We start from the raw sequence: 24462 nt of genomic DNA, 5'->3' as shown, positions 1-24462 counted from the left end.
CGGACCTAGGCCGTGCGGACCTGGGCCAGGGGCGGCGGGGCAATGGGCAGCAGGGCGCTCCCGGCGCTGATGGTGTCCGCGTTCAGCTCCCAAACGCGGCGCAGGGCACAAAACTTCCACCAGTGGTGTTTGAGGACTTCCGGGTTGGCGCGGACCGGCCGGACTTCGGTCTCGCCAATGGCGACGGCCAGCAGAACGGGGTTTTCACCGTATTTCCACGGCTCCCAGGTGCCCGCTTCCGCGTCCACCAGGCTTTCCTCGGCCTTCATGCCCGCCACCAGCTGCATGACCACTTTGTCGTCCAGCGGCTTGACCTGGCCGTCGCGGGTGGTGCCCTTGGTCTTGTAGTCAATCAGGCACACCCGGCCGTTGATCCTTGCCACCAGGTCCAGCGTGCCGGCATATCCCACCGCGTTGTTCCACACGGTGATTTCAGGAGCGATGGGTTCCACCCTGAACAGCTCCCACCATTCGTCGAAGCGGGCAGCGAAGGCTTCCTCGCCGTTGGCAGCCAGGGCCTGGCGCGCTTCCTGCATGGCATGCGGCCGGCCCAAAGCACGCAAAGCCACCTGCTCACAGTAGTTGTGGACCCGGTCGCCGCGCTGCGCAGCCTCATCGCGATAGGTTTCCGCCGCCTTGGCGGCACGGTTCACCGCCTGCTTGATTTTGGCCGGGCTGCCCAGGCAATCCGCGAGCAGTGGATCGTTGGCCAGGCTGCTGGCCCCCATGTAGCCGAACCAGCCGTCCAGTCCGTGGGGCTGCTGGCTGATCACCGTAGTAATGGAGGGAACCGAGAATTGCTCCGAGGTGGACCGGGCGTACATCCGGCCGTATTCGGTGGCATGGGCTAGAAGCGGATCAGTCATACAAAAACTCTTTCACAAGGGACTGACAAAGTCTCCGGCACGGCGGCAGGGCACAAAAAAGGTCCGTTCCCGCTGCAAGGAGCGGAAACGGACCTTTTGTACTGTGGGCGATACTGGGTTCGAACCAGTGACCTCTTCGGTGTGAACGAAGCGCGCTACCACTGCGCCAATCGCCCGGGTGCATTTGAATGCTAGCCCACCACCGGGACATTTCAAAAATCGGTGTTCCCGGGTTGCCGGCCGCCTCACCACATCGTGCATGTTCCGCCCGGCGGGCCTCCCTTCGAACAATGCCTTCTGATCGCCCGCGCCGGACCATGCGGGCCGCCCCTTTGCCACGGCCGGCTCAGAAGGGAGAGCGTGAATTACACATATGTAAGTAGCTGTCCGCCGCGCCAATACTGGGAAGTAGGGCCATGACGGCCCGGGCGGACAGGTGCGATTTGGAGATTCCGGGAACCTCCTATATTGTTTTTACTCGTTGGAACGCGAGGAAATGCCGGGAACGGCAAGGAATCAAGCCTCCAAAGTGCGGACGTAGCTCAGCTGGTAGAGCACCACCTTGCCAAGGTGGATGTCGCGAGTTCGAATCTCGTCGTCCGCTCGCAGGACACTGTCACGGCAAACATTCCCCGGAATGAACGCTTACACGGTGGGTTGGCCGAGAGGCGAGGCAGCGGCCTGCAAAGCCGTATACACGGGTTCGAATCCCGTACCCACCTCGGTGAAAACCATGGTTTCCGGATCATTTTTCGGATGCAATGGGCGATTGGCGCAGCGGTAGCGCGCTTCCCTGACACGGAAGAGGTCACTGGTTCGATCCCAGTATCGCCCACTCGGCAAGGAAACTTGCCCAGCAGGAACGCCGGATCAGTCCGGAAAGCCTGCACGCGGACGTAGCTCAGCTGGTAGAGCACCACCTTGCCAAGGTGGATGTCGCGAGTTCGAATCTCGTCGTCCGCTCCAGTATTCAAACCCATATGCCGGACTTCCGGTTCCGGGGCGATTGGCGCAGCGGTAGCGCGCTTCCCTGACACGGAAGAGGTCACTGGTTCGATCCCAGTATCGCCCACCACGAAAAGCAGCTCCGCGGAGCTGCTTTTGTCGTTTCCGCCCCATCCGCTGCGGGCGAACGCGATTCCCTTGGCACCCCTCCCCGGCCCCGATAGGATCGAAGGCGCGAGGAGCGACCTGGCTCCGCGATAGAAGGGAGGTGCCCGTGGGTTTGATTGACGATCTAAAGGGCAAGGCTCAGGGTCTCATCCGCGGTAACGAGCAGGCCATCAAGGACGGCATCACCAAGGCCGGCGATTTCGTCGACACCAGGACCGGCGGCAAGTACGCGGGCCACGTCGACAAGATCCAGGATGGCGCTTCCAAGCTCGTGGACAAGAACGGAACCCCGGGCCAGGCACCTGCCGACGGGCAGGTTCCCCCGGCAGCTCCTGGAAATCCGGTTCCGCCGGTTGACAGGGCTCCGTAAAAGGATTTGGCCAGGGCTTTGCCCCAGCACGTCAACGGGGCGCGGGTCCCGCCGGGAGGCGGCACCCGCGCCTTTGGCGTTTAATGCGGCTGCCCGATTGGGAAGCAGTCCCGGCGGGAAGGCGATTCCTTCTTCTCCCGGTCCCGCCGGTAACCTGCCGGTATGGCGAAGTCCCCTGCACCTCCCACGTCCGCGCCCGTCCGGACACAGCACGATTCCCGGCCCGTTGTGGCCGGCATCGTCACCGCGCTGGTGGGCTTCACGTCCTCCTTCGCCGTGGTGCTCGCCGGGCTCAGGGCAGTGGGAGCGGATCCTGCGCAGGCCGCATCCGGCCTGCTGGCACTGACGCTCGCCGTGGGCCTCGGCGTCCTGCTGCTGGCCTGGCATTCCAAGGTGCCGGTGACGTTGGCGTGGTCCACGCCCGGGGCTGCGCTGCTCGCCGCTTCAGGAGCGGCCGACGGCGGATGGCCGGCCGCCGTCGGCGCCTTCCTTGCCGCCGGGGTGCTGATAGCGCTGACCGGGCTGGTCCCCGCGTTGGGGCGGCTGATGGCACGCATCCCCACGTCGCTGGCGCAGGCGATGCTGGCCGGTGTGCTGCTGCAGCTGTGCCTGGCACCCTTCAAGGCCCTGGGCAGCGTTCCCCTGCTGGCCGCCCCCGTGATCATCTGCTGGCTGCTTCTGATGAAGTTTGCTCCACGGTGGGCCGTGCCTGCCGCCTTGCTGGTGGCCTTGGGTGTCATCGGCATCCCGCTGGCGTCCGCTGGGAGCGTTCCCGACACGGAAGGGTTGGTGCCTGCCCTGGTGTGGACCACCCCGTCGTTCAGCCTGCAGGCGATGGCGGGCATAGCGTTGCCGCTGTTCGTGGTGACCATGGCCTCGCAGAACGTTCCCGGGGTGGCGGTGCTGCACTCCTTCGGCTTCAAAACTCCGTGGCACTCTTCGATGCTGGTGACGGGGGCCGGGACGGTGCTGGCCGCTCCATTCGGGGGCCATGCCATCAACCTAGCGGCGCTCAGCGCTGCCCTCGCCGCAGGCGACGAGGCCGGGGATGCACGCGGCAGGCGCTGGATTGCCGGGTTCACGTCCGGACTGGGCTACCTGGTGCTGGCTGCTTTCTCGGCAGCACTGGTGTCAGTGGTCAATGCGGCCCCGGCGGGGATGCTGGAGGCGGTGGCCGGCCTGGCCCTGCTGGGCACCCTCGCTTCCGCCGCATCGGCTGCCCTGGCAGACCCGGAAGACAGGATTGCCCCGGCCGTGACCTTCCTGATGGCAGCCTCCGGCGTGGCCTTGGCGGGCATCGGTTCCGCGTTCTGGGCCCTCCTCGCGGGGCTCACGGTACGGGCGCTGCTGGTCCCGCGCCACCGGCGCCGGGCCATCGACCAGGCCGGGAACCAGGGAACCCGGAAAGGAGACTAGGACGGCTCGTGGTTCTGGCCCTCCCGGGCCAGGGCGGTCAGGCGGGACACGGCACGGAAGTACTTCTTCATGTAGCCGCCGGTCATCATTTCCTCGGTGAACAGCTTGTCGAAGGGGACGCCGCTGGCCAGGATGGGAACGTCCTTGTCGTAGAGCCGGTCTGCCAGGACCACGAACCGGAGCGCCACTGCCTGCTCCGTGATGGTTTCCACGTTGCGCCATACGACGCCGTCGATGCCGTCGATCAACTGCCGGTAGCGGCTCGGGTGGACGCCGGCGAGGTGGTGGATCAGCGTGGAGAACTCGTCCTGGGCCACGGTCTTGCCATCGAACTCCGCCTTCATGTGCGAGGACAGCTCACTGTTCCGCAACGGCGCGGGCGCTGCCGGCAGGCCACGGTGGCGGAAGTCCTCGCCGTCGATCCGGATGACGTCGAACTGGTCGGCCAGGACCTGGATTTCCCGCTGGAAGTCGACGGCGGCAAACCGGCCATCGCCCAGCGAACCAGGCAGGGTGTTGGACGTGGCGGCGAGCTTCACCCCGGCGTCGGCCAGTTCGCGCATCAGCCGGGACATCAGGACGGTGTCGCCCGGGTCGTCGAGTTCGAACTCGTCGATGCACACGAGCTTGTAGCTGCTCAGGGCCTCAACCGTCTTGCGGAACGAGAGTGCGCCCACGAGGTTGGTGTACTCCACGAACGTGCCGAACGCCTTCGGCCCTGGTGTTGCGTGCCACAGGGAGGCCAGCAGGTGGGTCTTGCCGACGCCGAAGCCGCCGTCGAGGTAGATGCCGGCCCGGGACGCGTCCTTCTTGCCGAACATCTTCTTGAAGAGCCCGCCCCCGTTACCCGACCCCACGCCCTCGGCAAATCCCTTGAGGGCATGCACGGCCGCGGCCTGGCTGGGCTGCTTGGGGTCCGGGCGGTAACTCGCGAAAGAGACCTCGCCGAACCGCGGCGACGGGTAGAAGCCCTTCAGGAGCTCATCCACCGAAACTGCCGGGGTGCGGGCGGCAAGCTGTTCGATCTGTACCAAGGTGGTCCGTTCTGCTGGTGGTTGGTCCCCAGAAAGGATACCGGCTGAGCGGACCGTACCCGGGCGGGAGCCCGTGCTGCCGCCCCGCAGCGTGACGAAGGCAACATTTCGCCCTATTAACGGAATAGGGACAACCTTCCGGGCGCTGGCTAGTGTGGGAACAGGTTCCATCTGCATGTTCCGCGGTTTCCCGTGCTCTTACTGAAAGGCCAAGTCATGCCCTACCCGGTTGAACAGAATGACAAGTTCGCAGCGTATGCCCACCCGGAGCGGCTCGTCTCCACGGAGTGGCTCGCGGCTGCGCTTGAAAGCGGCGCCGTGGCGAACGGTGAGCTGATCGTGGTGGAATCCGACGAGGACGTGCTCCTGTACGAAACCGGCCACATCCCGGGCGCCGTCAAGATCGACTGGCACACGGACCTGAACGACGAAGTCACCCGCGACTACGTCGACGGTGCCGCGTTCGCCGCGCTTGCGGCGTCGAGGGGCATTTCCCGCGACAGCACCGTGGTCATCTACGGCGACAAGTCCAACTGGTGGGCCGCCTACGCCCTCTGGGTCTTCACGCTCTTCGGCCACCAGGACGTCCGGCTGCTCGACGGCGGCCGCGACAAGTGGATTGCCGAAGGCCGGGAACTGACTAAGGACCGCCCCACCCCGGCCCCCGGAAACTACCCCGTGGTTGAGCGCGACGACGCGCCCATCCGCGCCTTCAAGGACGACGTCCTGGCACACCTCGGCAAGCCCCTCATCGATGTCCGTTCCCCGGAGGAATACACCGGCCAGCGCACCCACATGCCGGCCTATCCGGAAGAGGGCGCCCTGCGCGGCGGCCACATCCCCACCGCCGCATCGATTCCGTGGGCCCGTGCCGCCGCCGAGGACGGCACGTTCCGCAGCCGTGAAGAACTCGAAGGTATCTACCTGGGCGAGGCCGGCCTGTCCGAAGGCGATGACGTGGTGGCGTACTGCCGCATCGGCGAACGTTCCAGCCACACCTGGTTCGCGCTCAAGTACCTTCTGGGCTTCGATTCCGTCCGCAACTACGACGGATCCTGGACCGAGTGGGGCAACGCCGTGCGCGTGCCGATCGTCAAGGGCGCCGAGCGCGGTTCCGTTCCCGTCACCGTCGGCGCCTGACCAAGCTCCCCCGGTAGACTGGAACTGATGACTACTCAAGCTTTGCCTTCCGCCCTGGCGGCGATCGTGGATGATTTCCAGGCCCTGTCCGAACCCGAGAGGCTTCAGCTGCTGCTGGAATTCTCGGAGGGACTGCCCGAGCTTCCCGACCGGCTCAAGGACCACCCCGAGCTCCTGGAGCAGGTGGTGGAGTGCCAGTCCCCGCTGTTCCTCACCATTGAGACGGAGAACGGCGGCGGACCGGTGCGCCTGTTCTTCAAGGCCCCGGCCGAAGCCCCCACCACCCGCGGTTTCGCCGGCGTGCTGCACGAAGGCCTGGACGGCCTGTCCGCCGATGAAATCCTTTCCGTGCCGGACGACATGCCGGAGCTGCTGGGCCTCACACGGGCCATCACGCCCTTGCGAATGCGGGGCATGACCGCGATGCTCGGAAGGATCAAGCGCAAGGTGGCCGCGGCCTCCCGCGTCCAGGGCTGACCCGCGCCGCATGGCACGCAGGAACGGCTCCCAGGGAACCCCGGCAACAGCGGTGCTGACCGCCGCCGGGGTTCCCTTTCTGTTGCATCCCTACGCCCATGACCCCGCGGCCGCCAGTTACGGCACGGAAGCAGCCGACGCCCTGGGCATCGACCCGTCCCGCGTCTTCAAGACCCTGATGGTGGAGGTGGAAGGGCGGCTTGCCGTGGGCATCGTTCCGGTCAGCGGAACCCTTGACCTGAAAGCCATGGCCGCGGCCCTGGGAGCGAAGAAAGCCGCCATGGCCGATCCCGCGGCCGCCCAGCGGCGCACGGGATACGTCCTGGGCGGTATTTCCCCGCTGGGGCAGCGCCTCCCCTCCCCCACCGTTCTGGATTCCAGCGCCCTGGCCCTGGACTCGTTGCTTGTTTCCGGCGGCAGGCGCGGCCTGGACATCGAACTGGCGCCGGCAGACCTGATCCGCCTGACCAAGGCCGTCACGGCACCGGTCGGTTCCCCGCCGGGACGGACTTCTTCCGGGCCGTGATTCCGGGGTGTGATTCCGCTAGGCGATCACGTACCGCTGCATCATGTCGTTGTCCTCATGCTCGAGGATATGGCAGTGCCACACGTATTCGCCCTTGAAGGATGAGCCGATGGCCAGCGGGGCTCCGCCCGCCGCTGCCGCCCCGAACGGGACCCGGATCCTGGTCACCTCGCCCGGCATGGCCACAACGGTGTCCTTCCAGCCCTGTTCGTGGGGAGGGGCGCCCTTCTCCCGGCCAATGAGGAACGGCCCTGCCGGGACAGTCTTTCCTTGGCCGGGCACCAGCAGCCCTGTTGCGGCGTCCACAAAGCCGGTGGCGGCCAGGTAGGCGTCCACATCGAATTTCTGCCTGCCCACCACCTGGAACTGGGTGAAATGCAGGTGGATAGGGTGCGCGTCCCCCGTTGTGTTGATGAGCTCCCACTGTTCCAGCGTGTCGCTGCGCACGGTGGTGATGTCCGGGCTGGCGAAGGTCCGGTTGTTCAGGAGCGCCGCAACGGGAACGCCGTTCCCATTGGCCACTTCCACCAGGGCCATGGGCCTGGTGGCGACTATGTGCATGTCTGCGAGCCGGGTGATGGGCCGGGCCCGCAAATGGTCCGGCAGGGGCACGTCATAGCCGGACCGGGACTGCACCGTAAACTGCATGATCTGGCGAAGCGGAACCGCGCCGAGCTGTACGGACTTCGGGCCGTCCGGGAAGGGAACCCGCGCGCTGTTGGTGAGGACCACTGTGGTTCCGGCCTTGAACCCGGCGAAATCCACTATCAGGTCCGCCCGCTCGCCTGGCCCTAGGACCAGCCTGTTGAGCCTGACTGGCGCGTTGAGCAGGCCGCCGTCGGAACCTATCTGCCGGAACGGCATCGCCGTCCCTCCGGCTACGAACTTGACGTCGTAGAACCGCGCGTTGGAACCGTTGAATACCCGGAAGCGGTACATCCCCCGGGCAACGTCAAGGTTGGGCCAGCACTTCCCGTTGACCGTCGCCACGTCGCCGAAGAACTCGGGGGCCCACGGGCGGGGCGTCCCGTCCGCTCCGGCCAGATCGGGGTTTGGCGGGTAGGCAAACGAACCATCGGGGTTGAACATGCGGTCCTGGATGATGAGCGGCACCTCGTAGGGCGGCGGGGGCAGGTGCGTTCCGTCTCCGGTATCGATGCCTGTGCCGCCCGGTCCGGGTGTGTCGCGGAGGAGATATCCGCCCGCCAGCCCTGCGTAGACGTTCAGGCGGGTCAGGCCGAGCGCATGGTCGTGGTACCACAGGCCGGCGGCGTCCTGGTCGTTGCCGTAGCGGTAGGTGTATGAATCGCCGGGCAGCAGCGCCTGCGTTGGGCCGCCGTCGAACTCGGGCCTGGTGTTTCCGCCGTGAAGGTGGACCGCCGTCCTGGGGTAGCGGGAGTCATTGCTGCCGGCCGGCACCAGTTCGGGGTCGACGGCGAAGGCCAGGGGGTGCCGGCCGATTCGGTTGTGGACGGTGAGGCTGATGCCCGTCCCCTTCCGGGCGACGATCACGGGGCCCAGGTAGGTACGGGCCGCCCGGGCATCCTGGTAAGCCAGCGTATCGGTCAGGCCCATGCCCTCCTGGAAACGGTGCCGCGCGTTGCGCATCCACAGGGATGTACCGCCCCCGGCCGTCAGGTCGATCACCCCCAGCCCGGCCAAATCCGGAAGCTGCTCGGTGAAGGCCACGGCGGAACCAGGCGGGGCAGCAAGCGCCCGATTGGTGCCGGTTCCGTACCCCTGGGTCAGGATGCCCACGCCGGCTACCGTGCCGGCCTGCAGGAGTTGCCGCCTCGTGATGCGCATTTTTGGGCCCCATTTCAACACGTGCCTTGCCGGTTGCGCCCCCTGCCAGAGCAACGCTAGGCGTGGAGCGCCGGGCGCGGTAGGGCCAAGAGTCACCTCCGGGAAAGTGCGTGTTTCAGGGGCTGGTTCCGGTGTCAGTCTTGTACAGCCCGGTCCCCGGCCCGGCCGGTGAAGTGGTCCATGGTGCCGTTCACGCCGAACACATCCATCAGCCGGTCGAAGGCACCCACCGGCAGCACCCGGAGGGCCGGAAGCAGCTTCACCATCGGCGGGAGGACCAGTTGCCGCCTGCCGGACTCGATGGCGTCGAGGACCTTGGTTGCCACGTCTTCTTCGCGAAGGATGGGCAGGAGCAGGGGCCACCGGGTCCGGACGCCCTCGAACATGCCGGTGTCGATGTAGTACGGGCAAACCACCAGGGTGTTGACCTCGTGCCGGTTGGCCCGCAACTCGGCGCGGAGCGACTCGTTGAAACCGAAAGCGGCGAATTTGCTGGCGGAGTAGTCGGTCTGCCGCGCCACCCCCACCAGGCCCGCTGCGCTGGCGATGGTGACTATGGTTCCACGCCGGCGGCCGGCCATCCCGGCCAGGAAGGCGCGGGTGACCCAGTACAAGGCCAGGACGTTGACCTTCAGGGTCCGTTCAATGGCCTCATCGTCGGCGTCCAGGAGATGGTGGCCGCTGACGACGCCGGCGTTGTTGACCAGTACGTCAACGTGGCCGGTGCTGGCTGCCGCGGCGTTGACGGCGTCCCTGTCGGTGACGTCCACAGCCAAAGCTTCCGCATCACCGCCGGCAGCCCGGATTTCGTCCCGGACGCCTGCACCGCGGACGGCGTCCATGTCCCAGATGACCACCCGGCTTCCCCGCTGCGCGGCACCGAGGGCGAGGCGGCGGCCCAATCCGCTGCCTCCTCCCGTCACCAGGAGGGTTGCGCCGGACAGCCCGGTTCCTTTGGCCATGTCAGTCCTCCCCGTTCCCGGGCCGTGCGGACTTCCCGGGTCTTCCCCGGAGGCCGCTCATCAGCGTGATGGCCCGCCTCATGATTCCCGCATACGCCTTGTTCGTCATGCCGGGAGAGGGCGCCACCCGGAGCAGCCGCTGCAGGGCGATGGTCTGTGGCTCCGTGTACTTGAGGATCCCTTCCCGGCCGTGCCTGCGCCCGACGCCGGAATCCTTCATCCCGCCGATCGGTGCGTCATGTGAAGCCCAGGTGGCCGCATATCCCTCGTTGACGTTGACCGTGCCCGCATTCAGCCGGCGGCCCACGGATTCCCCACGCCGGGCGGACCAGACGCTGGCGTTCAGCCCAAAATCGGAGTCGTTGGCCATGGCTACGGCTTCGTCGTCGTCCGCTGCCTGGTAGACGGCAACGACGGGCCCGAACGTCTCCTCGCGCGCGAGCAGCATGTTGTCCGTCACCCCGGTCAGGACCGTGGGCTCATAGAACAGCGGTCCCAGGTCCGGCCTCCTGCGGCCCCCGGTGACGAGCCGGGCACCTTTGGCCAGCGCGTCCTGGACGTGGCGGTCCACCCGTTCGACGTGTTCGGCGCTGATGAGGGACGCCATACCGATGTCCCATTCCGTGCCTGGACCCAGCCGGATGGCTTCCACCTCTGCGGTGAATGCTGCCAGGAAACGGTCAAAGACAGCGGCGTGGACGTAGATCCGTTCGATGCTGACGCAGAGCTGGCCCGAGTTGGAGAAGCAGGCGTGCACCGCCCCGCTGGCGGCCTTGCCCAGGTCCGCGTCGGCGAGGACCAGCATGGGGTTCTTCCCGCCGAGTTCAGCGGAGAAGCCGATCAGCCGCGCACCGCACTGCTGCGCCACTTCCCTCCCGGTTTTCGAAGATCCCGTGAACATGACGAAGTCCGCACGTTCGATGATGGCGGGGCCGATGACCGGTCCGGGCCCGGTGACAATCTGGAACAGGTCCTTGGGGAGCCCGGCCTGCCGGAGCAACCGCAGCATCAGCAGGGCCGTGAACGGCGTCTGTGAATCCGGCTTCAGGACGATGCCGTTGCCCGCCAGGAGCGCCGGGAGCGCATCCGACACGGCGAGGGTCAGGGGGTAGTTCCACGGGCTGATCACGCCCACAACGCCCTTGGGAAGCCGGTACTCCACAGTCCGGGTCAGGACCGGCGCTGCGCCCTTCCGACGGGCGGGACGGAGGAACCGTCCCGCAGTGCGCGCGTAGTAGTTCGCGGTCAGGACGACGTCGGCCAGTTCCTCGAAGGCGCTCAGCCGCGATTTGCCGCTCTCGGCCTGGACGAGGTCCAGGATGTCCTTTTCGCGGACCAGCAGCAGGCTGCGGAACCGCTGCACCACGGCCCGGCGCTCCGTGACGGACTTAACGGCCCAGCCGCGCTGCGCCTGCCGTGCCCGGGCCACGGCGGCATCGACGTCCTGGGGCGTGCACTCTGGCACTTCGCCCACCACCGTTCCGTCAAACGGTGAAAAGGAGGCCTGCCGCGGCCTGTCCGGCGGAGCTGGAACCAAGTGCGCGAGGCCCTCCACCACCCGGGAGAGGCCAGCACCCAGTTCGTCAGCGCTGGCTACCGGCTGCGTTGTTCCGCTTTGTGCTCCCATTCCTGAAGCCTAGTACGGGCCGCCCGCCTATCCGGACAATGCCCCAACCGCGCTCCCGGGGTTGATGCGGGGCGCGAGCTGCTGCCGCAGCCAAGCCTTGACCAGCCGCTCCCACCGCTCCGGGTCAACGTTCCATTCCTTTGTGTGCCGGGCGTGGTGGAACGTCTCGAACGTCACCATCTCCGGATTGCGTTCGGCCAGCCGGGCGGAAGGACCGTAAGGCACGTATTCGTCGTCCACGCTGTGGATGATCAGCGTCGGTGTCCGCAGCTCCACGGCCCGCGAGACCCAGTCCATTTCCTTCAGGTCCACCGGGGCGGACAGGCCAGTGAGGCGGCGGCCGAGCGGATGTCCCAGCATCAGTTGGCCGTACCGGCCCACCAAGGACGGGATCCGGTTCAGCTGGGCGTGATGGGCCAGCACCGTGACCCAGTCGATGACGGGGGCGTCGAGCACCATCGCCCGGATCAGGTGGCGGTATCGGGACAGGTCAGCGGTCTGCAGGCAGATGGCTCCTCCCATGGACCAGCCAAACAGGACAACTTCTTCAGCGCCGTTGGCCAGGGCGTACTCGATGGCAGCTTCGATATCCCGCCACTCGGTGGACCCCAGCCCGTAGCGCCCATCGTCCGCGGAAGGGGCCAGCCCGTCGTTGCGGTAGGACACGAGGAGGCTTGTCAGCCCCAGCTCCAGAGCAGGTCCTGCGGCGCGCAGCGCTTCCTGGCGGGTTGCCCCCCGTCCGTGGACCATCACCGCCCACGTCCGCGCCTTTCCCCCCGCCCGGACCAGCCATGCAGGTGCCTCGCCCCGCTCCACCGGGATGGCCACGTCCTCGGCCGGAATTCCGACGGCGGCGGGGTCGGGATAGACCGCACCGCTCCACCATCCCCACCTCGCGGTGGAGAGATCCCCGCTGTAGACCGCCTCTACCTCGCGCAGGACGGTTCGTTCCGCGGGCGAATAGGAGACGATGCGGCCAATCCGCGCGTGGCCTTTGCCGCCGTCGAAAAAGAAACCATAGACTCCGTCCACGGTGGTGTCGTCGTCGGCTGCAAAGATCACCTGCTGCGCCTGTCCGTCCCGGATGACGGCGAGCACTTCCTTGTCCGCGACCCGTTGCCGGGCCGGGGTTATGACCCGGCGCGCAAAGTACACGGCCAGCGCCGAGGATCCTGCGCCCAGCAGGCCGGCAACCGAGCCGCCGGTGATGGCCCCGGCGACAGCCCACTTTGCGCGGTACGACATCACGCCTGGCTCTTGGGGTCCTGGTGGGATCGCAGTGCGGGTTCGGGGAAAAAGTGCCATGCGACTATTCTTACTGCCCGGTAGGCAGATGCCTGCATCCAGCGGGCAGATTGGACGGCAGGCCGGGGCCGGTTCCTGGAGTGCGGCGGCCCATCCGCAGGGCTAGGCTAAGGCCATGAGTGATCCCATCGTCATCCTGACCGAAGAACCCCTGGGAGCGGACGACCGCCTGAACATCGAGCGCCTGGTGAACGGGACGGACACGCAGCTGCTGGTCCTGGTGCCCGCCAACACCGAGCGGCACCTGCTGGTGGACTTCCTGGAGAACCTGTCCATGCTGGATATCGCCAAGGCGTTCCGGGAGCTGTCGGCCCGGAACCCGGATCCCGCCACCGAGCGTGCCCATGCGGCTCAAACACTTGCGACGTCGCTCGCGGCACTGGCAGGCCTTGGCGCAGGCGTCACAGGCGAGGTGGTGGACGGCGGCGCGGTGGAGGGCCTCGTGGCGAAGGTTAAGGAAACGGGAGCGGCGCAGGCCGTGGTGATCACCAGGCCGCACGCGGTCTCGGACACCTTCCACACCGACTGGGCCAACAAGGCGCAGGACCAGCTTGGCGTGCCCGTGCTGCACCTGTACGCCGGCTCGGGATTTATCGGCGACTCCTGAGCGTTGGTAGTGCTATGAGCATTTTTGGAAACGGCATCTTCGGCAACAAGGCAACAGGCATGGTCGCCGGGGACGGGCAAGGCAGCGCCCACACCGGCACGGTCGAAAAAAGCGACGCACAGTGGCGCGAGGAGCTCACGCCTGAGGAGTACCACGTGCTCCGGCAGGCCGGCACCGAGCGGCCGTACACCGGCGAGTACTGGGACACCCACACGGCGGGGGTTTACCAGTGCAGGGCGTGCGGGACGGAGCTGTTCACCAGCAACGAGAAGTTCGATTCCCATTGCGGCTGGCCCTCCTTCTGGGCACCCCTGGCCGAAGGAAAGGTCCGCTACATCCACGACAGGACCCTGGGCATGGACCGGATCGAGGTGCGCTGCGCATCCTGCGACTCCCATTTGGGCCATGTCTTCGAGGGCGAGGGCTACGGCACTCCCACCGACCAGCGCTACTGCATCAATTCAGTGTCCCTGCGCCTCGTGACCAGCGAAAACGCCACGCCAGGGAAGGCAGAGCCACAACCCTGATGCGCCAGCCGTGGGCTGATCTCGACAGCTCGCGCGCGCCTTTAGCCTAAGAGTTTCTTAGGCTAACGGTCTTTTGAGATAAGTCCTGCTTGTTGCTTGTTACGCTCGCCAGAGAAGCAAGCAACCAGAAAGGCAGCCGACGATGACAGAGACCCTGACCACCGCCGTGACGGGAATTTCAGCGGAGAATCCGGACTGGCTGCGCCTCAAAGGCGCCGCCACCGCGCTCCAGGCCGTGCAGGCCCAGGACGGTTCCATCCCGGCCGCCACCGCGCACGCGGAAGCTGCCCGGAACGTTGACAGCATCATCGGTTCCGTCCGTTCCCTCGCCCCGTCCTTCCCCCACGACGCCGCCTACCTGGACGCCCTCTGCCAGGACCTCTCCACCTGGGCTGCCGGCGGATTCGGCGTCCCGGACTTCCTGTCATCGCTCGTCGCCTTCCAGCCGCAGGAACAGCGCCGCGACGGCCTCCAGCACCTGGTGGTCTTCCCCATGTACACCCAGAACGGCAGCAGCAGCCGGCTGGTGGAGGCCGTGCTGGTCGAGGTCATCTGGCCGGAGTTCATCGCGGGACTGGAAGCTGGGGACTACTCCAACAGGCTGTTCGTCCCCATCCGCTTCGTTGACTTCACGCCCGGCTATGACACCAACTCCGCCGTCCTTTTCCCCGAGACGGTGGCGGTCAGCAGGACACCCACCTTCACCTGGGGCGCCATCTTCGCCGACCGCGAAGCCGCCAGGTTCCGCCGCGTCCTCAAAGCCGCCGCGGAGATCACCTCGCTTGAGCTGCCCGCAGGCGCCGCGGAACTGCTCGCGGACCAGGACCTCACCGAGGCCACCTTCGTGATGTGGGACCTGATCCACGACCGCACCCACATGCGCGGCGACTTGCCGTTCGATCCCTTCATGATCAAGCAGCGGATGCCCTACTTCCTGTACTCCCTCGAGGAATTGCGCTGCGATCTCACGGCGTTCCGCGAGTCGGTCCGGATCGAAAAGGACGAGGACGCCGACCCGGAAGCGCGCCGGCACGCCAAGCTGGTGCAGTACGCCATCATCTTCGACCGCATCTTCCGCTTCGCCATCACCGGCAGCCGGGTGCGCAACTACGACGGCCTGGGCGGCCAGCTCCTCTTCGCCTGGCTGCACCAGCAGCACGTGCTCCACTGGACCGACACCCGGCTCACCATCGATTGGGACGAAGTGCCGGACGCCGTGATCGCCCTGGGCGCCAGCATCGATGAACTGTACTGGCGCTCCATCGACCGGCCGAAGACAGCACACTGGCTGGCGGCCTACCGGCTGGTGTCGGCGACCGTTACACCCAACCCGGCGTCGGTCTGGGCCAAGGGGCCGGACGCACTGCCCCTGGCGGGCACGCCACGCGGGCTGACGGACCAAGTGCTTGACGACGAATTCCCGCTGTCCATGTTCTATGAAGCCCTGGAGAAGAAGATGCGGCCCGTAATCGAATCAACAGCCGGCATCACCGGCAGGTCAGCACTGTGAGCCAGACACCCGGCCTGGAGGGGCCTGCCCTGACCGTCCTGGTGACCGGTGGCAGCGGCGCCTCCGGAGTCGCGGTTGCCCGGGCGCTGGCTGCCGCCGGGCACCGCGTGGCAACGGTGGGCTCGGACCAGGCCAGGATCAAGGAAGCTGCGGAAAAGGCGGGCGACGGCGTCACGCCCTTCGCGTGCGACCTGGCAGTCCTGGACGACGTCCGGGAGCTTCGCGACGACGTCATCCGCACCTTCGGTGCGGTGGACGCCGTCATCCACCTGGTAGGTGGCTGGCGCGGCGGCCAGGGGATCGCGGACCAGTCCGACGAGGACTGGGACTTCCTGGCGCGCGGCGCGATCACCACCCTGCGGAACGTCAGCCGGGTCTTCTTCGACGACGTCGCAGCCTCACCGCACGGCCGGTTCGCCATGGTCTCCTCAACCACCGTCGAAAACCCGACGGCGTCGACCGCAAATTACGTCGCCGCCAAGGCTGCCGCGGAAGCATGGACCATGGCCATGGCGGACGGCTTCCGCCGGACACCGGAAGCCGGCAGTGGCGGACAGGCGGCGGCCGTCGTCCTGGTGGTCAAGGCACTGGTGGATGACGGCCTTCGCCGCGCGCACCCCGAGCGGAAGTTCGCGGGGGCGACGGACGTGGCCGACCTGGCCGCCGCCGTCGTCCGGCTTTTCACCGTCCCCGCGGAGGAACTGAACGGAACCCGGCTCCGGCTGGCGGACTGACCGCCGCAGGGACTGTACCTAGACTGAAAGCGTGAGCAACCCTATGACGACCCCAGCAGACACCGTTGCGGCACTTCGCCTGCACGATCCGAACGTGCGCGGTTTTGCCTCCGACAACTACTCCGGCGTCCATCCCGAAGTCCTCGCGGCCCTGGCCGCGGCCAATGACGGACACCAGGTCTCCTACGGCGAGGACGATTACACCGCCCGGTTGCAGGAACTGCTGGCTGGACACTTCGGCCCGGGCATCGAGTGCTTCCCTGTCTTCAACGGCACCGGGGCCAACGTCCTGTCCCTCCAGTCGCTCCTCCCCCGCTGGGGTGCCGTCGTGTGCGCTTCCACCGCACACATCAACATGGACGAGAACGGGGCACCGGAACGCGTCGGCGGACTGAAGCTGCTCCATGTCCCCACGCCCGACGGCAAGCTGACGCCGGAGCTGATCGACCGGGAAGCCTGGGGCTGGGGCGATGAACACCGCGCCCAGCCGCTGGCAGTCTCCATCACCCAGACCACGGAACTGGGAACCTGCTATACACCGGAGGAAGTGCGGGCCATCGCGGACCACGCGCACGCCAAGGGCATGAAGCTGCACATGGACGGGGCCCGGCTTGCCAACGCGGCGGCGCACCTCGAAATGCCGCTGCGGGCCTTCACCCGGGACGCGGGCGTGGACATCCTGTCCTTCGGGGGCACCAAGAACGGGTTGCTGTTCGGCGAAGTGGTGGTGGCCCTGAACCCGGACGCCGCCCACGGACTGGTGTACCTGCGGAAGATGGACATGCAGCTGGCATCCAAGATGCGCTTCCTGTCAGCGCAGTTCATCGCCCTGCTGGAAGGCGACCTGTGGCTTCGCTCAGCCCGGCATGCCAACGCCATGGCGTCCCGGCTGCGCGCCGCCGTCGACGCGATCGACGGCGTCCGCCCGACGCAGAAGACCGAAGCCAACGGAGTGTTTGCCGTGCTTCCCGCCGGCGTTGCGGACAGGCTGCGCAGCGCATTCCGCTTCTACGACTGGGACGAAGCGGCCGGGGAAGTCCGCTGGATGTGTTCCTTCGACACCACCGAGGAGGACGTCGATGCCTTTGCTGCCGCAATCCGGCATGAGCTCCGGGACCACGCCGGTGGCCGGGCCGGCTGAACGGCCGCCGACGGCGAGCCTTCCTGCCCCGCCCCACCCTGTTGCGTAATCTGCCATGGTGAACGCACTTGACCAGGTTCCCCCGGATTTCCTCCAAGCCCTGGGAGCCCTCCGGAAAGCCCGGTGCCGCAAGGAACTGCATCTCGCGGAGATTCCCGCACCCGCACGCCTTGCCCCCTTCGCCGTCGCGCTCGGCGCCGAGGTCCTTGCGCCCGGCGCCGGCACCCCCGCCACCCCTGTGCACGGGCCCGCGGCCATGGCCCTGGCGTCCGCCGCGGGCGTGCCGGACGAGGATGAAACGGAGCTGGCCACCGGCCGGTTCATCCTGCTCCACGATCCGGACGGCTCGGAGGTATGGGACGGGGAGTTCCGCATCGTCACCTATATCCGGGCCGAACTGGAGCCGGAAATGGGCAACGACCAAATGCTCGGAACGGTCGCCTGGACGTGGCTGGTGGAGGCACTGGAGAACCACAAGGCCCCCTACCGCGCTGCAGGCGGGACCGCCACCCGCGTCCTCTCCGAAAGCTTCGGCACCCTCGCCGGGCGGCCCGGCTCGATCGACATCGAACTCCGGGCCTCCTGGACTCCGGCCTCGGCGGACGTCACCGCCCACCTCGAAGCCTGGTCCGACATGGTCTGCACCTTCGCCGGCCTGCCGCCCCTTCCCGACGGCGTCACCGCGCTTCCGCACCGGCGCCGCAGCTAGGACATCCGGCGGCGACACGCCAAGCCGCGGCACCCTGGCCAGCCCGCGACAGGGACGGTGGCGGGCCAGGCCGGTAAACTGGGGACACCATGACCCCAAACATTCCGGACAACACCACAGCCGGCGTCCCGGCTGCTGCTGCCGCACCCCACATCACGGTGGAGGGCTTTGACAGTCCCATCCCCGAAATTATTGATCTCGATTCCCCCCGGGACGGCGTTCCCCTGGTCATCGAGACCCAGTCAGGGCTGGAGCGGTGCGCCGCTGCCATCGCCGCCGGCACCGGGCCAGCGGGTGTTGACGCCGAGCGGGCCTCCGGCTTCCGGTACGGGCAACGTGCGTTCCTGGTCCAAATCCGCCGCGAGGGCGCCGGAACCTGGTTGATCGACCCCGAACCATTCGAGAACCTGGACATCATCAACGATGCCCTCCGCGGGGTCGAATGGATCCTGCACGCCGCCAGCCAGGACCTCCCCTGCCTCTCGGAGCTGGGCATGTGGCCGGACAAACTCTTCGACACCGAACTCGCCGCCCGCCTGGCCGGGCTGCCACGCGTCGGCCTGGCGGCGGTGATCGAACAGCTGCTGGGCTTCGGCCTCGCCAAGGAGCACTCCGCAGCGGACTGGTCCACCCGCCCCCTGCCGGAGCCCTGGCTGCGGTACGCGGCGCTGGACGTGGAGGTCCTAAGCGAGCTGCGCGAAGAGCTCATCGAACTGCTGCAGGCCGACGGCAAACTGGAGTACGCCGAGCAGGAGTTCGCGGCCATCCTCCAGGCCGGCATCGCTCCGCCGCGCGTGGACCCCTGGCGGAAAACGTCCGGACTGCACCAGATCCGGGACCGGCGGCAGCTCGCCGCCGTCCGCGAACTGTGGCTGGAACGTGATTCGCTGGCACAGAAGAGGGATGTGGCCCCCGGCCGGCTCATCCCGGACTCCGCGCTGGTGGCAGCCGCCAAGGCCATGCCCGCCACCGTGCCCCAGCTGCTCACCACCAAGGGCTTCCATGGCCGCGCCGCCCAGCGCGAAGCTCCCCGCTGGCTTCGGTGCATCGCCGCGGCACGGGCCCTCGAGGAACTGCCCCCGCTGCACCTGCCCACCAACGCACCGCCGCCCCCGCGGGTCTGGGCGGACCGCGATCCCGAAGCAGCGGCCCGGCTGGCCACCGCCCGGCCGCTGCTGCAGGAGAAGGCCGATGAACTGAAACTGCCGCTGGAGAACCTGCTGACTCCGGACTACCTCCGGCGGGTCGCCTGGCGTCCCCCGGCAGAAGTCAGTACCGGCTCGGTCGCCGCCGAGCTGCGTGCGCTGGGTGCCCGCGAATGGCAGGTGGAGCTCACGGCGCCGCTGATCGCGGGCGCGTTCCTGAACCCGCAGCCGCTGCCTCCAAAGGAACCGAAACTCGTTCCCGCGGCCGGCGCCCAGTAACCTCCGCCCTCCAGCCCTTGCAGGCTAAGTTACTCACGAGTAACATCGGTGGGACCGACGCCCGGCTGTTGCCGCCTTGCGGCATGCATCCGGCGCGCACCGTCTCGATGAGGAGTTACACGTGAGCCAGCACGGAAGCGGCGCATCCCCGCGCACTGTCCGCGACGTCGTCTTTGTGGACGGCATCCGCACACCCTTTGGCCGGGCCGGCGAGAAAGGAATCTACGCCGGCACCCGGGCCGACGACCTGATCGTGAAATGCATCCGCGGCCTCCTGCGGCGGAACCCCACGCTGCCTTCGGAGCGGATCGACGAGGTGGCCATTGCCGCCACCACCCAGACCGGCGACCAGGGTCTGACGCTGGGCCGCACTGCCGCCTTGCTGGCCGGGCTGCCGCGCACGGTGCCGGGCTTTGCCATCGACCGGATGTGTGCGGGAGCCATGACCGCGGTGACCGCCACTGCCGGCGGCATCGGCTTTGGTGCCTATGACGTGGTCATCGCCGGCGGAGTGGAACACATGGGCCACCATCCCATGGGCTCGGGTGCCGATCCGAACCCGCGCTTCATGTCCGAGCGGCTGGTGGACCCGGCCGCCCTGAACATGGGGAACACTGCGGAGAACCTGCATGACCGGTTCCCATCCATCACCAAAGAACGCACCGACGCCTACGCCGTCGCATCGCAAAACAAGCTGGCTGCCGCCTACAAGGCCGGCAGGATCCAACCCGACCTGGTTCCCGTGGCCGCCCGCAAGCCGGGCGAGGGCTGGACCGTCCATGCAGCGGACGAACCCCCGCGCCCGGGCACCACGATGTCGGACCTGGCAGGGCTGCGCACACCGTTCCGCGCCCATGGCCGGGTGACCGCCGGAAACGCCGCAGGATTGAACGACGGCGCCACGGCCGCCGTCCTCTCCTCCTCAGAGGCCGCAGCGGAACTGGGCCTCCCGGTCAAGATGCGGCTGGTCGGCTACGCCTATGCCGGGGTTGAGCCGGAAGTCATGGGCATCGGTCCCGTACCGGCCACCGAGAAGGCGCTGCAGAACGCGGGGCTGACCATCGAGGACATCGGCCTCTTTGAGATCAACGAGGCGTTCGCGGTGCAGGTCCTGAGCTTCCTGGACCACTACGGCATTTCCGACGACGACCCCCGCGTCAACCGCTACGGCGGCGCCATCGCGGTGGGCCATCCGCTCGCCTCCTCCGGCGTCCGGCTGATGATCCAGCTCGCGCGCCAGTTCGAGGAAGACCCGTCGGTGCGGTACGGGATCACCACCATGTGCGTGGGCCTGGGGATGGGCGGCACCGTGATCTGGGAAAACCCGCACCACCCCGATTACAGTGGAACCCCCTCCGGCGAGACCGCCGCTACCGTTTCCGAAGGAGCCCTGGCATGAGCGCCGCAGACTTCCGCAAGTTGGCCGACCTGTTCCCCAACGAAACCGTCACCCATTCCTACGTGCAGGACATCCCTCTTCCCGGGCGGGACGGGAAGCCGGGTCCGGGCACCTTTGCCCTCATTACCCTCGACAACGACCTTGACCACACCAAGCCCACCACGCTTGGCCCCAACACGCTGGTGGAGCTCGGCACCGTGCTGGAGGGCCTGAGGGACCGGGCCGCCCGCGGTGAGATCGTGGGCGTCGGCGTCACCGGAAAGCCGCATTACCTGGTAGCCGGAGCGGATCTTTCCGCCGTGAAGTCGCTGGAAAAGCGCGAGCACGGTCTGTGGATGGCCCAGCTGGGCCACGACGTCTACGCCACCCTGGCGAACCTCGGCGTCCCCAGCTTCGCCTTCATCAACGGCGCGGCACTGGGAGGCGGCCTGGAGATTGCCCTGCAGTCCACCTACCGTACGGTGTCCACCGGAGCAGGCGCCCTCGCGCTTCCGGAAGCGTTCCTGGGCCTGGTGCCCGGCTGGGGCGGCGTCTACCTCCTCCCCCGCCTGGTGGGCCCGGAGAATGCCGTCAAGGTCATGATCGAAAACCCGCTCAGCAACAACCGGACCCTGTCCGGCAGCCAGGCGTTCGCTATGGGCATCGCCGATGCCGTCTTCGAACCGGCTGACTTCCTGGAACAGTCGCTGGCCTGGGCAGCCGGCGTCATCTCCGGCGGGGTATCGCCTGAGCGGGCCAACGCCGTCGACCCCTCCGCCTCGGACGCTGAGGCCCGCTGGAGTGCGGCAGTCGAAGCCGGCCGGAAGTTCGTCGAGGCGAAGACCTCCAATGCGTCACCCGCCCCTGCCAAGGTCCTCGAACTCCTTGAGGCCAACCGGACCATGACGGCCGCCGAATCCGCGGCGCTGGAATGCGAAACCCTCGCGGACCTGATGCAGACGGACGAGTTCCGCTCCACCGTCTACGCCTTCCTTGACCTGGTGCAGAAACGCGCCAAGCGCCCGGCCGGTGCTCCGGACCGGAAACTTGCCCGCCCCGTCACCAAGGTGGGAGTGGTGGGTGCCGGCCTCATGGCAGGCCAGCTGGCCTTGCTGTTTGCCCGCCAGCTGAAAGTTCCCGTGGTCCTGACGGACATCGACCAGGCCCGCGTGGACAAGGGCGTCGCCTACGTCCACGCCGAGGTGGACAAGCTGCTGGCGAAGAAGCGCATCAGCCAGGACGCCGCCAACCGGACCAAGGCCCTGGTGACGGGGTCGGTATCAAAGGAAGCCTTCGCCGACGCGGACTTTGTGATCGAGGCCGTCTTCGAGGAACTGGGCGTCAAGAAGCAGGTGTTCGCCGAACTCGAGCGGATTGTGTCCCCGGAGTGCATCCTGGCCACCAACACATCGTCCCTCTCGGTGACCGCCATGGCGGAGGACCTGCAGCACCCCGAACGCCTGGTGGGGTTCCACTTCTTCAATCCAGTGGCCGTCATGCCGCTGCTGGAGATTGTCCGCGCCCCGCGGACGGAGGACGCTGTGCTGGCCACCGCGTTCGAGCTGGCCAAGGCGCTGAAGAAGAACGCCGTTCTGGTGAAGGATGCGGCCGCGTTCGTGGTGAACCGCATCCTGCTCCGGCTGATGGGCGAGGTCACGGCGGTGTTCGACGAAGGCACCCCGGCGGACGTCGCGGACAATGCCCTGCGCCCCATGGGCCTGCCCATGACGCCCTTTACGCTGCTCGCGATGGTGGGCCTTCCGGTGGCCCAGCACGTCCAGGAGTCGCTGCACAACGCGTTCGGGGACCGGTTCCCGGTCTCCGCCAACCTTGGCAAACTCATCGATAACAACGTCAAGGCGCTGTGGGAGACGGCCCCGGACGGCTCCCGGACCATCCCCGCCTCCACCCTGGACCTGATGTCGTTCGGTTCGGATCCGTCCACGCAGGAACAGGTCCTGCGCCGGGTGCAGGATGCCCTGGCGGAGGAAATCGGACTGATGCTGGACGAGGGCGTGGTGGCCGGGCCGGAGGACATCGATCTCTGCATGATCCTCGGCGCGGGCTGGCCCCTGTTCCTTGGCGGCATTACGCCCTACCTGGACCGCACCGGCGCATCGGAGCGGGTCAACGGCAGGCGCTTCCTGGCCCCCGGTGTGGCGTCCCGCCCGGCCGAGGGCTAGGCAGGTACCAGCCGGCCGCCGTCGAGCGCCACAATGCGGTGCGCCGCCGAGCGTGCGTAGCCCAGGTCATGGGTGACCAGCACGACGGCGGCGCCTTCCGCGGCTGCCTGCCGCACGGCTGCGTCGAGGAGCCCCAGGCCGATGCCGTCCAGTGCGACGGTGGGTTCATCCAGCGCCAGCACCGCAGGTCTGCGGGCCAGGACGGTGGCGAGTGCCAGCAGCCGCTGCGCGGAGGCCGGCAGTTCCGCGGGGTGCTCCCCGGCGTGGCCGGACAGTCCTGTCGCTTCCAGTGCTGCCGCTGCGCGCTCCTCCGCCGTCGCGCCGAACAGGCGGTCCAGGCCGAACCGGACCTCGCGGCCGACGGTCCGTTCGAACAACTGGTCGCGGGGGTGCTGGAACAGCAGGCCTACCGAGGCGGCGGTCCTTCCTACCGGCACTCCCGAGATGTCGGCCCCGCCCACCAGCACACTGCCTGCGGTGGGGCGGAGCAGGCCGTTGAAGTGCCGCAGCAGGGTGGATTTGCCGGCCCCGTTCGGCCCGGTCACCGCGATGATCTCGCCGGGGTGGACCGCAAGGTGGACGTCCTCCAGCACCGCGGGGAGGGGGTTCAGGCCTGCGGCTCCCTGGGCCTGCCCGCGCCTCTTGCCGCGGGGGGCCCGGCTGCCCCGGATCCTGTCCCCGCCTGCTGCCGGATAGGCGAAGGAGACTCCGTTCAATTGCAACGCGGCGGGTGAGTTGGGCGGCGGTCCGGCCGGCCTGGCCGTGGACAGCACCGCCTCCTGTCCGGGACGCCGGATTGCAGCGGGCACAAGGCTGGAATCGGCGGTCATGCGGTGGGGGGCACCGCTGGCCGTGGCCGTGCCGTCTTCGAGCACCACCCAGTGGTGCGCCTCCAGCAGCGGCGCGTCCATGGCCTGGCTGAGGATCACGACGGCGGTCCCGTCCGCCAGGAGGCGGCGCACCAGGGCGGACAGTTCGTGGGATCCGGCGGCGTCCAGCGAGGCGAATGGCTCGTCCATGATCAGCACGGGTGGCCCGGAAATGATCGCGCAGCCGATGGCCAGCCGGCGCAGCTGGCCGCCTGACAGCCGTGCCGGATCCTGGCCCAGCTGGCCCCGGAGCCCGAGCAGCCCGGCGGTACGGTCCACCGCCGCGCGCATGGCGCTCCGCTCCATTCCGGCGTTTTCGAGGCCAAACGCCAGCTCCTCGGCCACGGTGGCCCGGACCGTGGAAAGGACCGTGCCGGGATCCTGGGGAACGAATCCTACGTGTCGGCCCCATGAGGCGGGATTGATCCGGGGATCCCCGGCGCCGCCGTCGAACTCCAACCTCGTGCCAGCCACCTCCAGGAACCCTGCGAGCCTTCCGTGCCCGCCCGGAGGCAGCCATCCGGCGAGGAGCTTTCCCAGCGTGGACTTTCCGCTGCCCGAGGCGCCGAGGATGGCCGTGAAGGAACCGGGCGCGAAGGACAGCGCGACATCGCGCAGGGCAGGCGCCGGGGCGCCGTGGAAAGTGAAGTCCCGGATGTCGGCAGCCAGGGCCGGATTCCGCGGCGTGCCGGTCCGGTCTGTACTGCCTCCGCTTCCCGGGCCGCCGCCGGCCATGCG

Annotated in this window: 21 protein-coding genes and 6 tRNA genes; 19 read left to right on the top strand and 8 right to left on the bottom strand. The window is 67.8% G+C overall.

Features of this window, described 5'->3' with window-relative positions:
- Positions 1-5: 5 nt before the first annotated feature.
- Positions 6-866, bottom strand: coding sequence for a cytochrome (locus tag K4G53_RS20855; protein WP_221387590.1), 861 nt, complete (start codon positions 864-866; stop codon positions 6-8).
- A gap of 104 nt (positions 867-970) precedes the next feature.
- Positions 971-1042 (bottom strand) — tRNA-Val (locus K4G53_RS20850).
- 355 nt (positions 1043-1397) lie between these two features.
- On the opposite strand from K4G53_RS20850, the gene K4G53_RS20845 reads away from it, so the two are divergent.
- The 7 genes from K4G53_RS20845 to K4G53_RS20815 all read left to right on the top strand — a co-directional run bounded on the left by K4G53_RS20845 (position 1398) and on the right by K4G53_RS20815 (position 3765).
- Positions 1398-1470, top strand: a tRNA-Gly gene (locus K4G53_RS20845).
- A gap of 47 nt (positions 1471-1517) precedes the next feature.
- Positions 1518-1588, top strand: a tRNA-Cys gene (locus tag K4G53_RS20840).
- Between the two features lie 41 nt (positions 1589-1629).
- Positions 1630-1701, top strand: a tRNA-Val gene (locus K4G53_RS20835).
- Between the two features lie 55 nt (positions 1702-1756).
- Positions 1757-1832: transfer RNA gene (locus tag K4G53_RS20830), tRNA-Gly, on the top strand.
- A 34-nt stretch (positions 1833-1866) separates the two neighbouring features.
- Positions 1867-1941 (top strand) — tRNA-Val (locus tag K4G53_RS20825).
- Between the two features lie 144 nt (positions 1942-2085).
- Positions 2086-2349 carry an antitoxin gene (locus K4G53_RS20820; RefSeq protein ID WP_221387589.1) on the top strand — a complete coding sequence of 88 codons (264 nt, stop codon included), beginning with the start codon at positions 2086-2088 and terminating at the stop codon, positions 2347-2349.
- 162 nt (positions 2350-2511) lie between these two features.
- The gene (locus K4G53_RS20815) at positions 2512-3765 is read left to right on the top strand and encodes a benzoate/H(+) symporter BenE family transporter (protein WP_221387588.1); all 1254 of its coding nucleotides are present in this window, start codon (positions 2512-2514) and stop codon (positions 3763-3765) included.
- Here the strand turns inward: K4G53_RS20815 and zapE are convergent.
- Positions 3762-4799 carry a cell division protein ZapE gene (gene zapE / locus K4G53_RS20810; protein WP_221387587.1) on the bottom strand — a complete coding sequence of 346 codons (1038 nt, stop codon included), beginning with the start codon at positions 4797-4799 and terminating at the stop codon, positions 3762-3764. The genes K4G53_RS20815 and zapE overlap by 4 nt on opposite strands.
- Positions 4800-5015: 216 nt before the next feature.
- Between zapE and K4G53_RS20805 the strand changes: the two genes are divergently transcribed.
- Genes K4G53_RS20805 through ybaK form a run of 3 tightly spaced genes read left to right on the top strand, consistent with a single transcriptional unit; the run spans position 5016 to position 6942 of the window.
- Complete coding sequence (locus K4G53_RS20805; protein ID WP_221387586.1) at positions 5016-5939, top strand: sulfurtransferase; 924 nt, start codon at positions 5016-5018, stop codon at positions 5937-5939.
- 27 nt (positions 5940-5966) lie between these two features.
- Positions 5967-6416, top strand: coding sequence for a SufE family protein (locus K4G53_RS20800; RefSeq protein WP_221387585.1), 450 nt, complete (start codon positions 5967-5969; stop codon positions 6414-6416).
- A gap of 10 nt (positions 6417-6426) precedes the next feature.
- Positions 6427-6942 (top strand): Cys-tRNA(Pro) deacylase, encoded by a 516-nt coding sequence (gene ybaK / locus K4G53_RS20795; protein ID WP_221387584.1) that lies wholly within the window; start codon positions 6427-6429, stop codon positions 6940-6942.
- Between the two features lie 18 nt (positions 6943-6960).
- Here the strand turns inward: ybaK and K4G53_RS20790 are convergent, their stop codons facing one another.
- The 4 genes from K4G53_RS20790 to K4G53_RS20775 form a co-directional block, all read right to left on the bottom strand.
- Positions 6961-8748 (bottom strand): multicopper oxidase family protein, encoded by a 1788-nt coding sequence (locus K4G53_RS20790; protein WP_221387583.1) that lies wholly within the window; start codon positions 8746-8748, stop codon positions 6961-6963.
- Positions 8749-8882: 134 nt separating this feature from the next.
- Entirely contained in the window at positions 8883-9710 is an 828-nt protein-coding gene (locus K4G53_RS20785) for an SDR family oxidoreductase (RefSeq protein ID WP_221387582.1), read from the bottom strand.
- Between the two features lies 1 nt (position 9711).
- Entirely contained in the window at positions 9712-11337 is a 1626-nt protein-coding gene (locus tag K4G53_RS20780; RefSeq protein ID WP_221387581.1) for a succinic semialdehyde dehydrogenase, read from the bottom strand.
- Positions 11338-11364: 27 nt separating this feature from the next.
- Positions 11365-12582 (bottom strand): S9 family peptidase, encoded by a 1218-nt coding sequence (locus K4G53_RS20775; RefSeq protein WP_260323902.1) that lies wholly within the window; start codon positions 12580-12582, stop codon positions 11365-11367.
- A gap of 175 nt (positions 12583-12757) precedes the next feature.
- Between K4G53_RS20775 and K4G53_RS20770 the strand changes: the two genes are divergently transcribed.
- The 9 genes from K4G53_RS20770 (at position 12758) to K4G53_RS20730 (ending at position 22855) form a co-directional block, all read left to right on the top strand.
- Positions 12758-13249: a hypothetical protein gene (locus K4G53_RS20770; RefSeq protein ID WP_221387579.1), complete on the top strand. Its 492-nt coding sequence runs from the start codon at positions 12758-12760 to the stop codon at positions 13247-13249.
- A gap of 59 nt (positions 13250-13308) precedes the next feature.
- A complete protein-coding gene (msrB, locus tag K4G53_RS20765) occupies positions 13309-13776 on the top strand; it encodes a peptide-methionine (R)-S-oxide reductase MsrB (protein ID WP_221387656.1) in 468 nt (155 codons plus the stop codon).
- Between the two features lie 142 nt (positions 13777-13918).
- Positions 13919-15286 (top strand): DUF6421 family protein, encoded by a 1368-nt coding sequence (locus K4G53_RS20760; RefSeq protein ID WP_221387578.1) that lies wholly within the window; start codon positions 13919-13921, stop codon positions 15284-15286.
- Positions 15283-16020, top strand: coding sequence for an SDR family oxidoreductase (locus tag K4G53_RS20755; RefSeq protein ID WP_221387577.1), 738 nt, complete (start codon positions 15283-15285; stop codon positions 16018-16020). Before K4G53_RS20760 ends, K4G53_RS20755 begins: the two co-directional genes overlap by 4 nt.
- 43 nt (positions 16021-16063) lie before the next feature.
- A complete protein-coding gene (locus K4G53_RS20750; RefSeq protein WP_221387655.1) occupies positions 16064-17161 on the top strand; it encodes a low specificity L-threonine aldolase in 1098 nt (365 codons plus the stop codon).
- Between the two features lie 55 nt (positions 17162-17216).
- Entirely contained in the window at positions 17217-17870 is a 654-nt protein-coding gene (locus K4G53_RS20745; protein WP_221387576.1) for a DUF3000 domain-containing protein, read from the top strand.
- Between the two features lie 89 nt (positions 17871-17959).
- Positions 17960-19294: an HRDC domain-containing protein gene (locus tag K4G53_RS20740; RefSeq protein ID WP_221387575.1), complete on the top strand. Its 1335-nt coding sequence runs from the start codon at positions 17960-17962 to the stop codon at positions 19292-19294.
- A 121-nt stretch (positions 19295-19415) separates the two neighbouring features.
- Entirely contained in the window at positions 19416-20693 is a 1278-nt protein-coding gene (locus K4G53_RS20735; RefSeq protein ID WP_221387574.1) for an acetyl-CoA C-acyltransferase, read from the top strand.
- On the top strand, positions 20690-22855 hold the full coding sequence (locus K4G53_RS20730; RefSeq protein ID WP_221387573.1) for a 3-hydroxyacyl-CoA dehydrogenase NAD-binding domain-containing protein: 2166 nt from the start codon (positions 20690-20692) through the stop codon (positions 22853-22855). The genes K4G53_RS20735 and K4G53_RS20730 overlap by 4 nt, the downstream gene beginning before the upstream one ends.
- On the opposite strand, the gene K4G53_RS20725 is transcribed toward K4G53_RS20730, so the two are convergent.
- The gene (locus tag K4G53_RS20725; RefSeq protein ID WP_221387654.1) at positions 22852-24459 is read right to left on the bottom strand and encodes an ATP-binding cassette domain-containing protein; all 1608 of its coding nucleotides are present in this window, start codon (positions 24457-24459) and stop codon (positions 22852-22854) included. The genes K4G53_RS20730 and K4G53_RS20725 overlap by 4 nt on opposite strands.
- Between the last annotated feature and the right edge of the window lie 3 nt (positions 24460-24462).

Origin of the sequence: Arthrobacter sp. MAHUQ-56, from assembly GCF_019710585.1 — a bacterium.
GTDB lineage: Bacteria > Actinomycetota > Actinomycetes > Actinomycetales > Micrococcaceae > Arthrobacter.
This window is presented reverse-complemented; position numbering and strand designations above follow the sequence as displayed.

Bases quoted from the DNA above. Each gene is read 5' to 3' on its own strand.
- msrB (WP_221387656.1), top strand. From the start codon at position 13,309: ATGGTCGCCGGGGACGGGCAAGGCAGCGCCCACACCGGCACGGTCGAA.
- K4G53_RS20725 (WP_221387654.1), bottom strand. From the start codon at position 24,459: ATGGCCGGCGGCGGCCCGGGAAGCGGAGGCAGTACAGACCGGACCGGC.
- K4G53_RS20780 (WP_221387581.1), bottom strand. From the start codon at position 11,337: ATGGGAGCACAAAGCGGAACAACGCAGCCGGTAGCCAGCGCTGACGAA.
- K4G53_RS20730 (WP_221387573.1), top strand. From the start codon at position 20,690: ATGAGCGCCGCAGACTTCCGCAAGTTGGCCGACCTGTTCCCCAACGAA.
- K4G53_RS20790 (WP_221387583.1), bottom strand. From the start codon at position 8,748: ATGCGCATCACGAGGCGGCAACTCCTGCAGGCCGGCACGGTAGCCGGC.
- K4G53_RS20785 (WP_221387582.1), bottom strand. From the start codon at position 9,710: ATGGCCAAAGGAACCGGGCTGTCCGGCGCAACCCTCCTGGTGACGGGA.
- K4G53_RS20750 (WP_221387655.1), top strand. From the start codon at position 16,064: ATGACGACCCCAGCAGACACCGTTGCGGCACTTCGCCTGCACGATCCG.
- K4G53_RS20855 (WP_221387590.1), bottom strand. From the start codon at position 866: ATGACTGATCCGCTTCTAGCCCATGCCACCGAATACGGCCGGATGTAC.
- K4G53_RS20740 (WP_221387575.1), top strand. From the start codon at position 17,960: ATGACCCCAAACATTCCGGACAACACCACAGCCGGCGTCCCGGCTGCT.
- K4G53_RS20775 (WP_260323902.1), bottom strand. From the start codon at position 12,582: ATGTCGTACCGCGCAAAGTGGGCTGTCGCCGGGGCCATCACCGGCGGC.
- K4G53_RS20800 (WP_221387585.1), top strand. From the start codon at position 5,967: ATGACTACTCAAGCTTTGCCTTCCGCCCTGGCGGCGATCGTGGATGAT.
- K4G53_RS20815 (WP_221387588.1), top strand. From the start codon at position 2,512: ATGGCGAAGTCCCCTGCACCTCCCACGTCCGCGCCCGTCCGGACACAG.
- ybaK (WP_221387584.1), top strand. From the start codon at position 6,427: ATGGCACGCAGGAACGGCTCCCAGGGAACCCCGGCAACAGCGGTGCTG.
- K4G53_RS20770 (WP_221387579.1), top strand. From the start codon at position 12,758: ATGAGTGATCCCATCGTCATCCTGACCGAAGAACCCCTGGGAGCGGAC.
- K4G53_RS20745 (WP_221387576.1), top strand. From the start codon at position 17,217: ATGGTGAACGCACTTGACCAGGTTCCCCCGGATTTCCTCCAAGCCCTG.
- K4G53_RS20805 (WP_221387586.1), top strand. From the start codon at position 5,016: ATGCCCTACCCGGTTGAACAGAATGACAAGTTCGCAGCGTATGCCCAC.
- K4G53_RS20760 (WP_221387578.1), top strand. From the start codon at position 13,919: ATGACAGAGACCCTGACCACCGCCGTGACGGGAATTTCAGCGGAGAAT.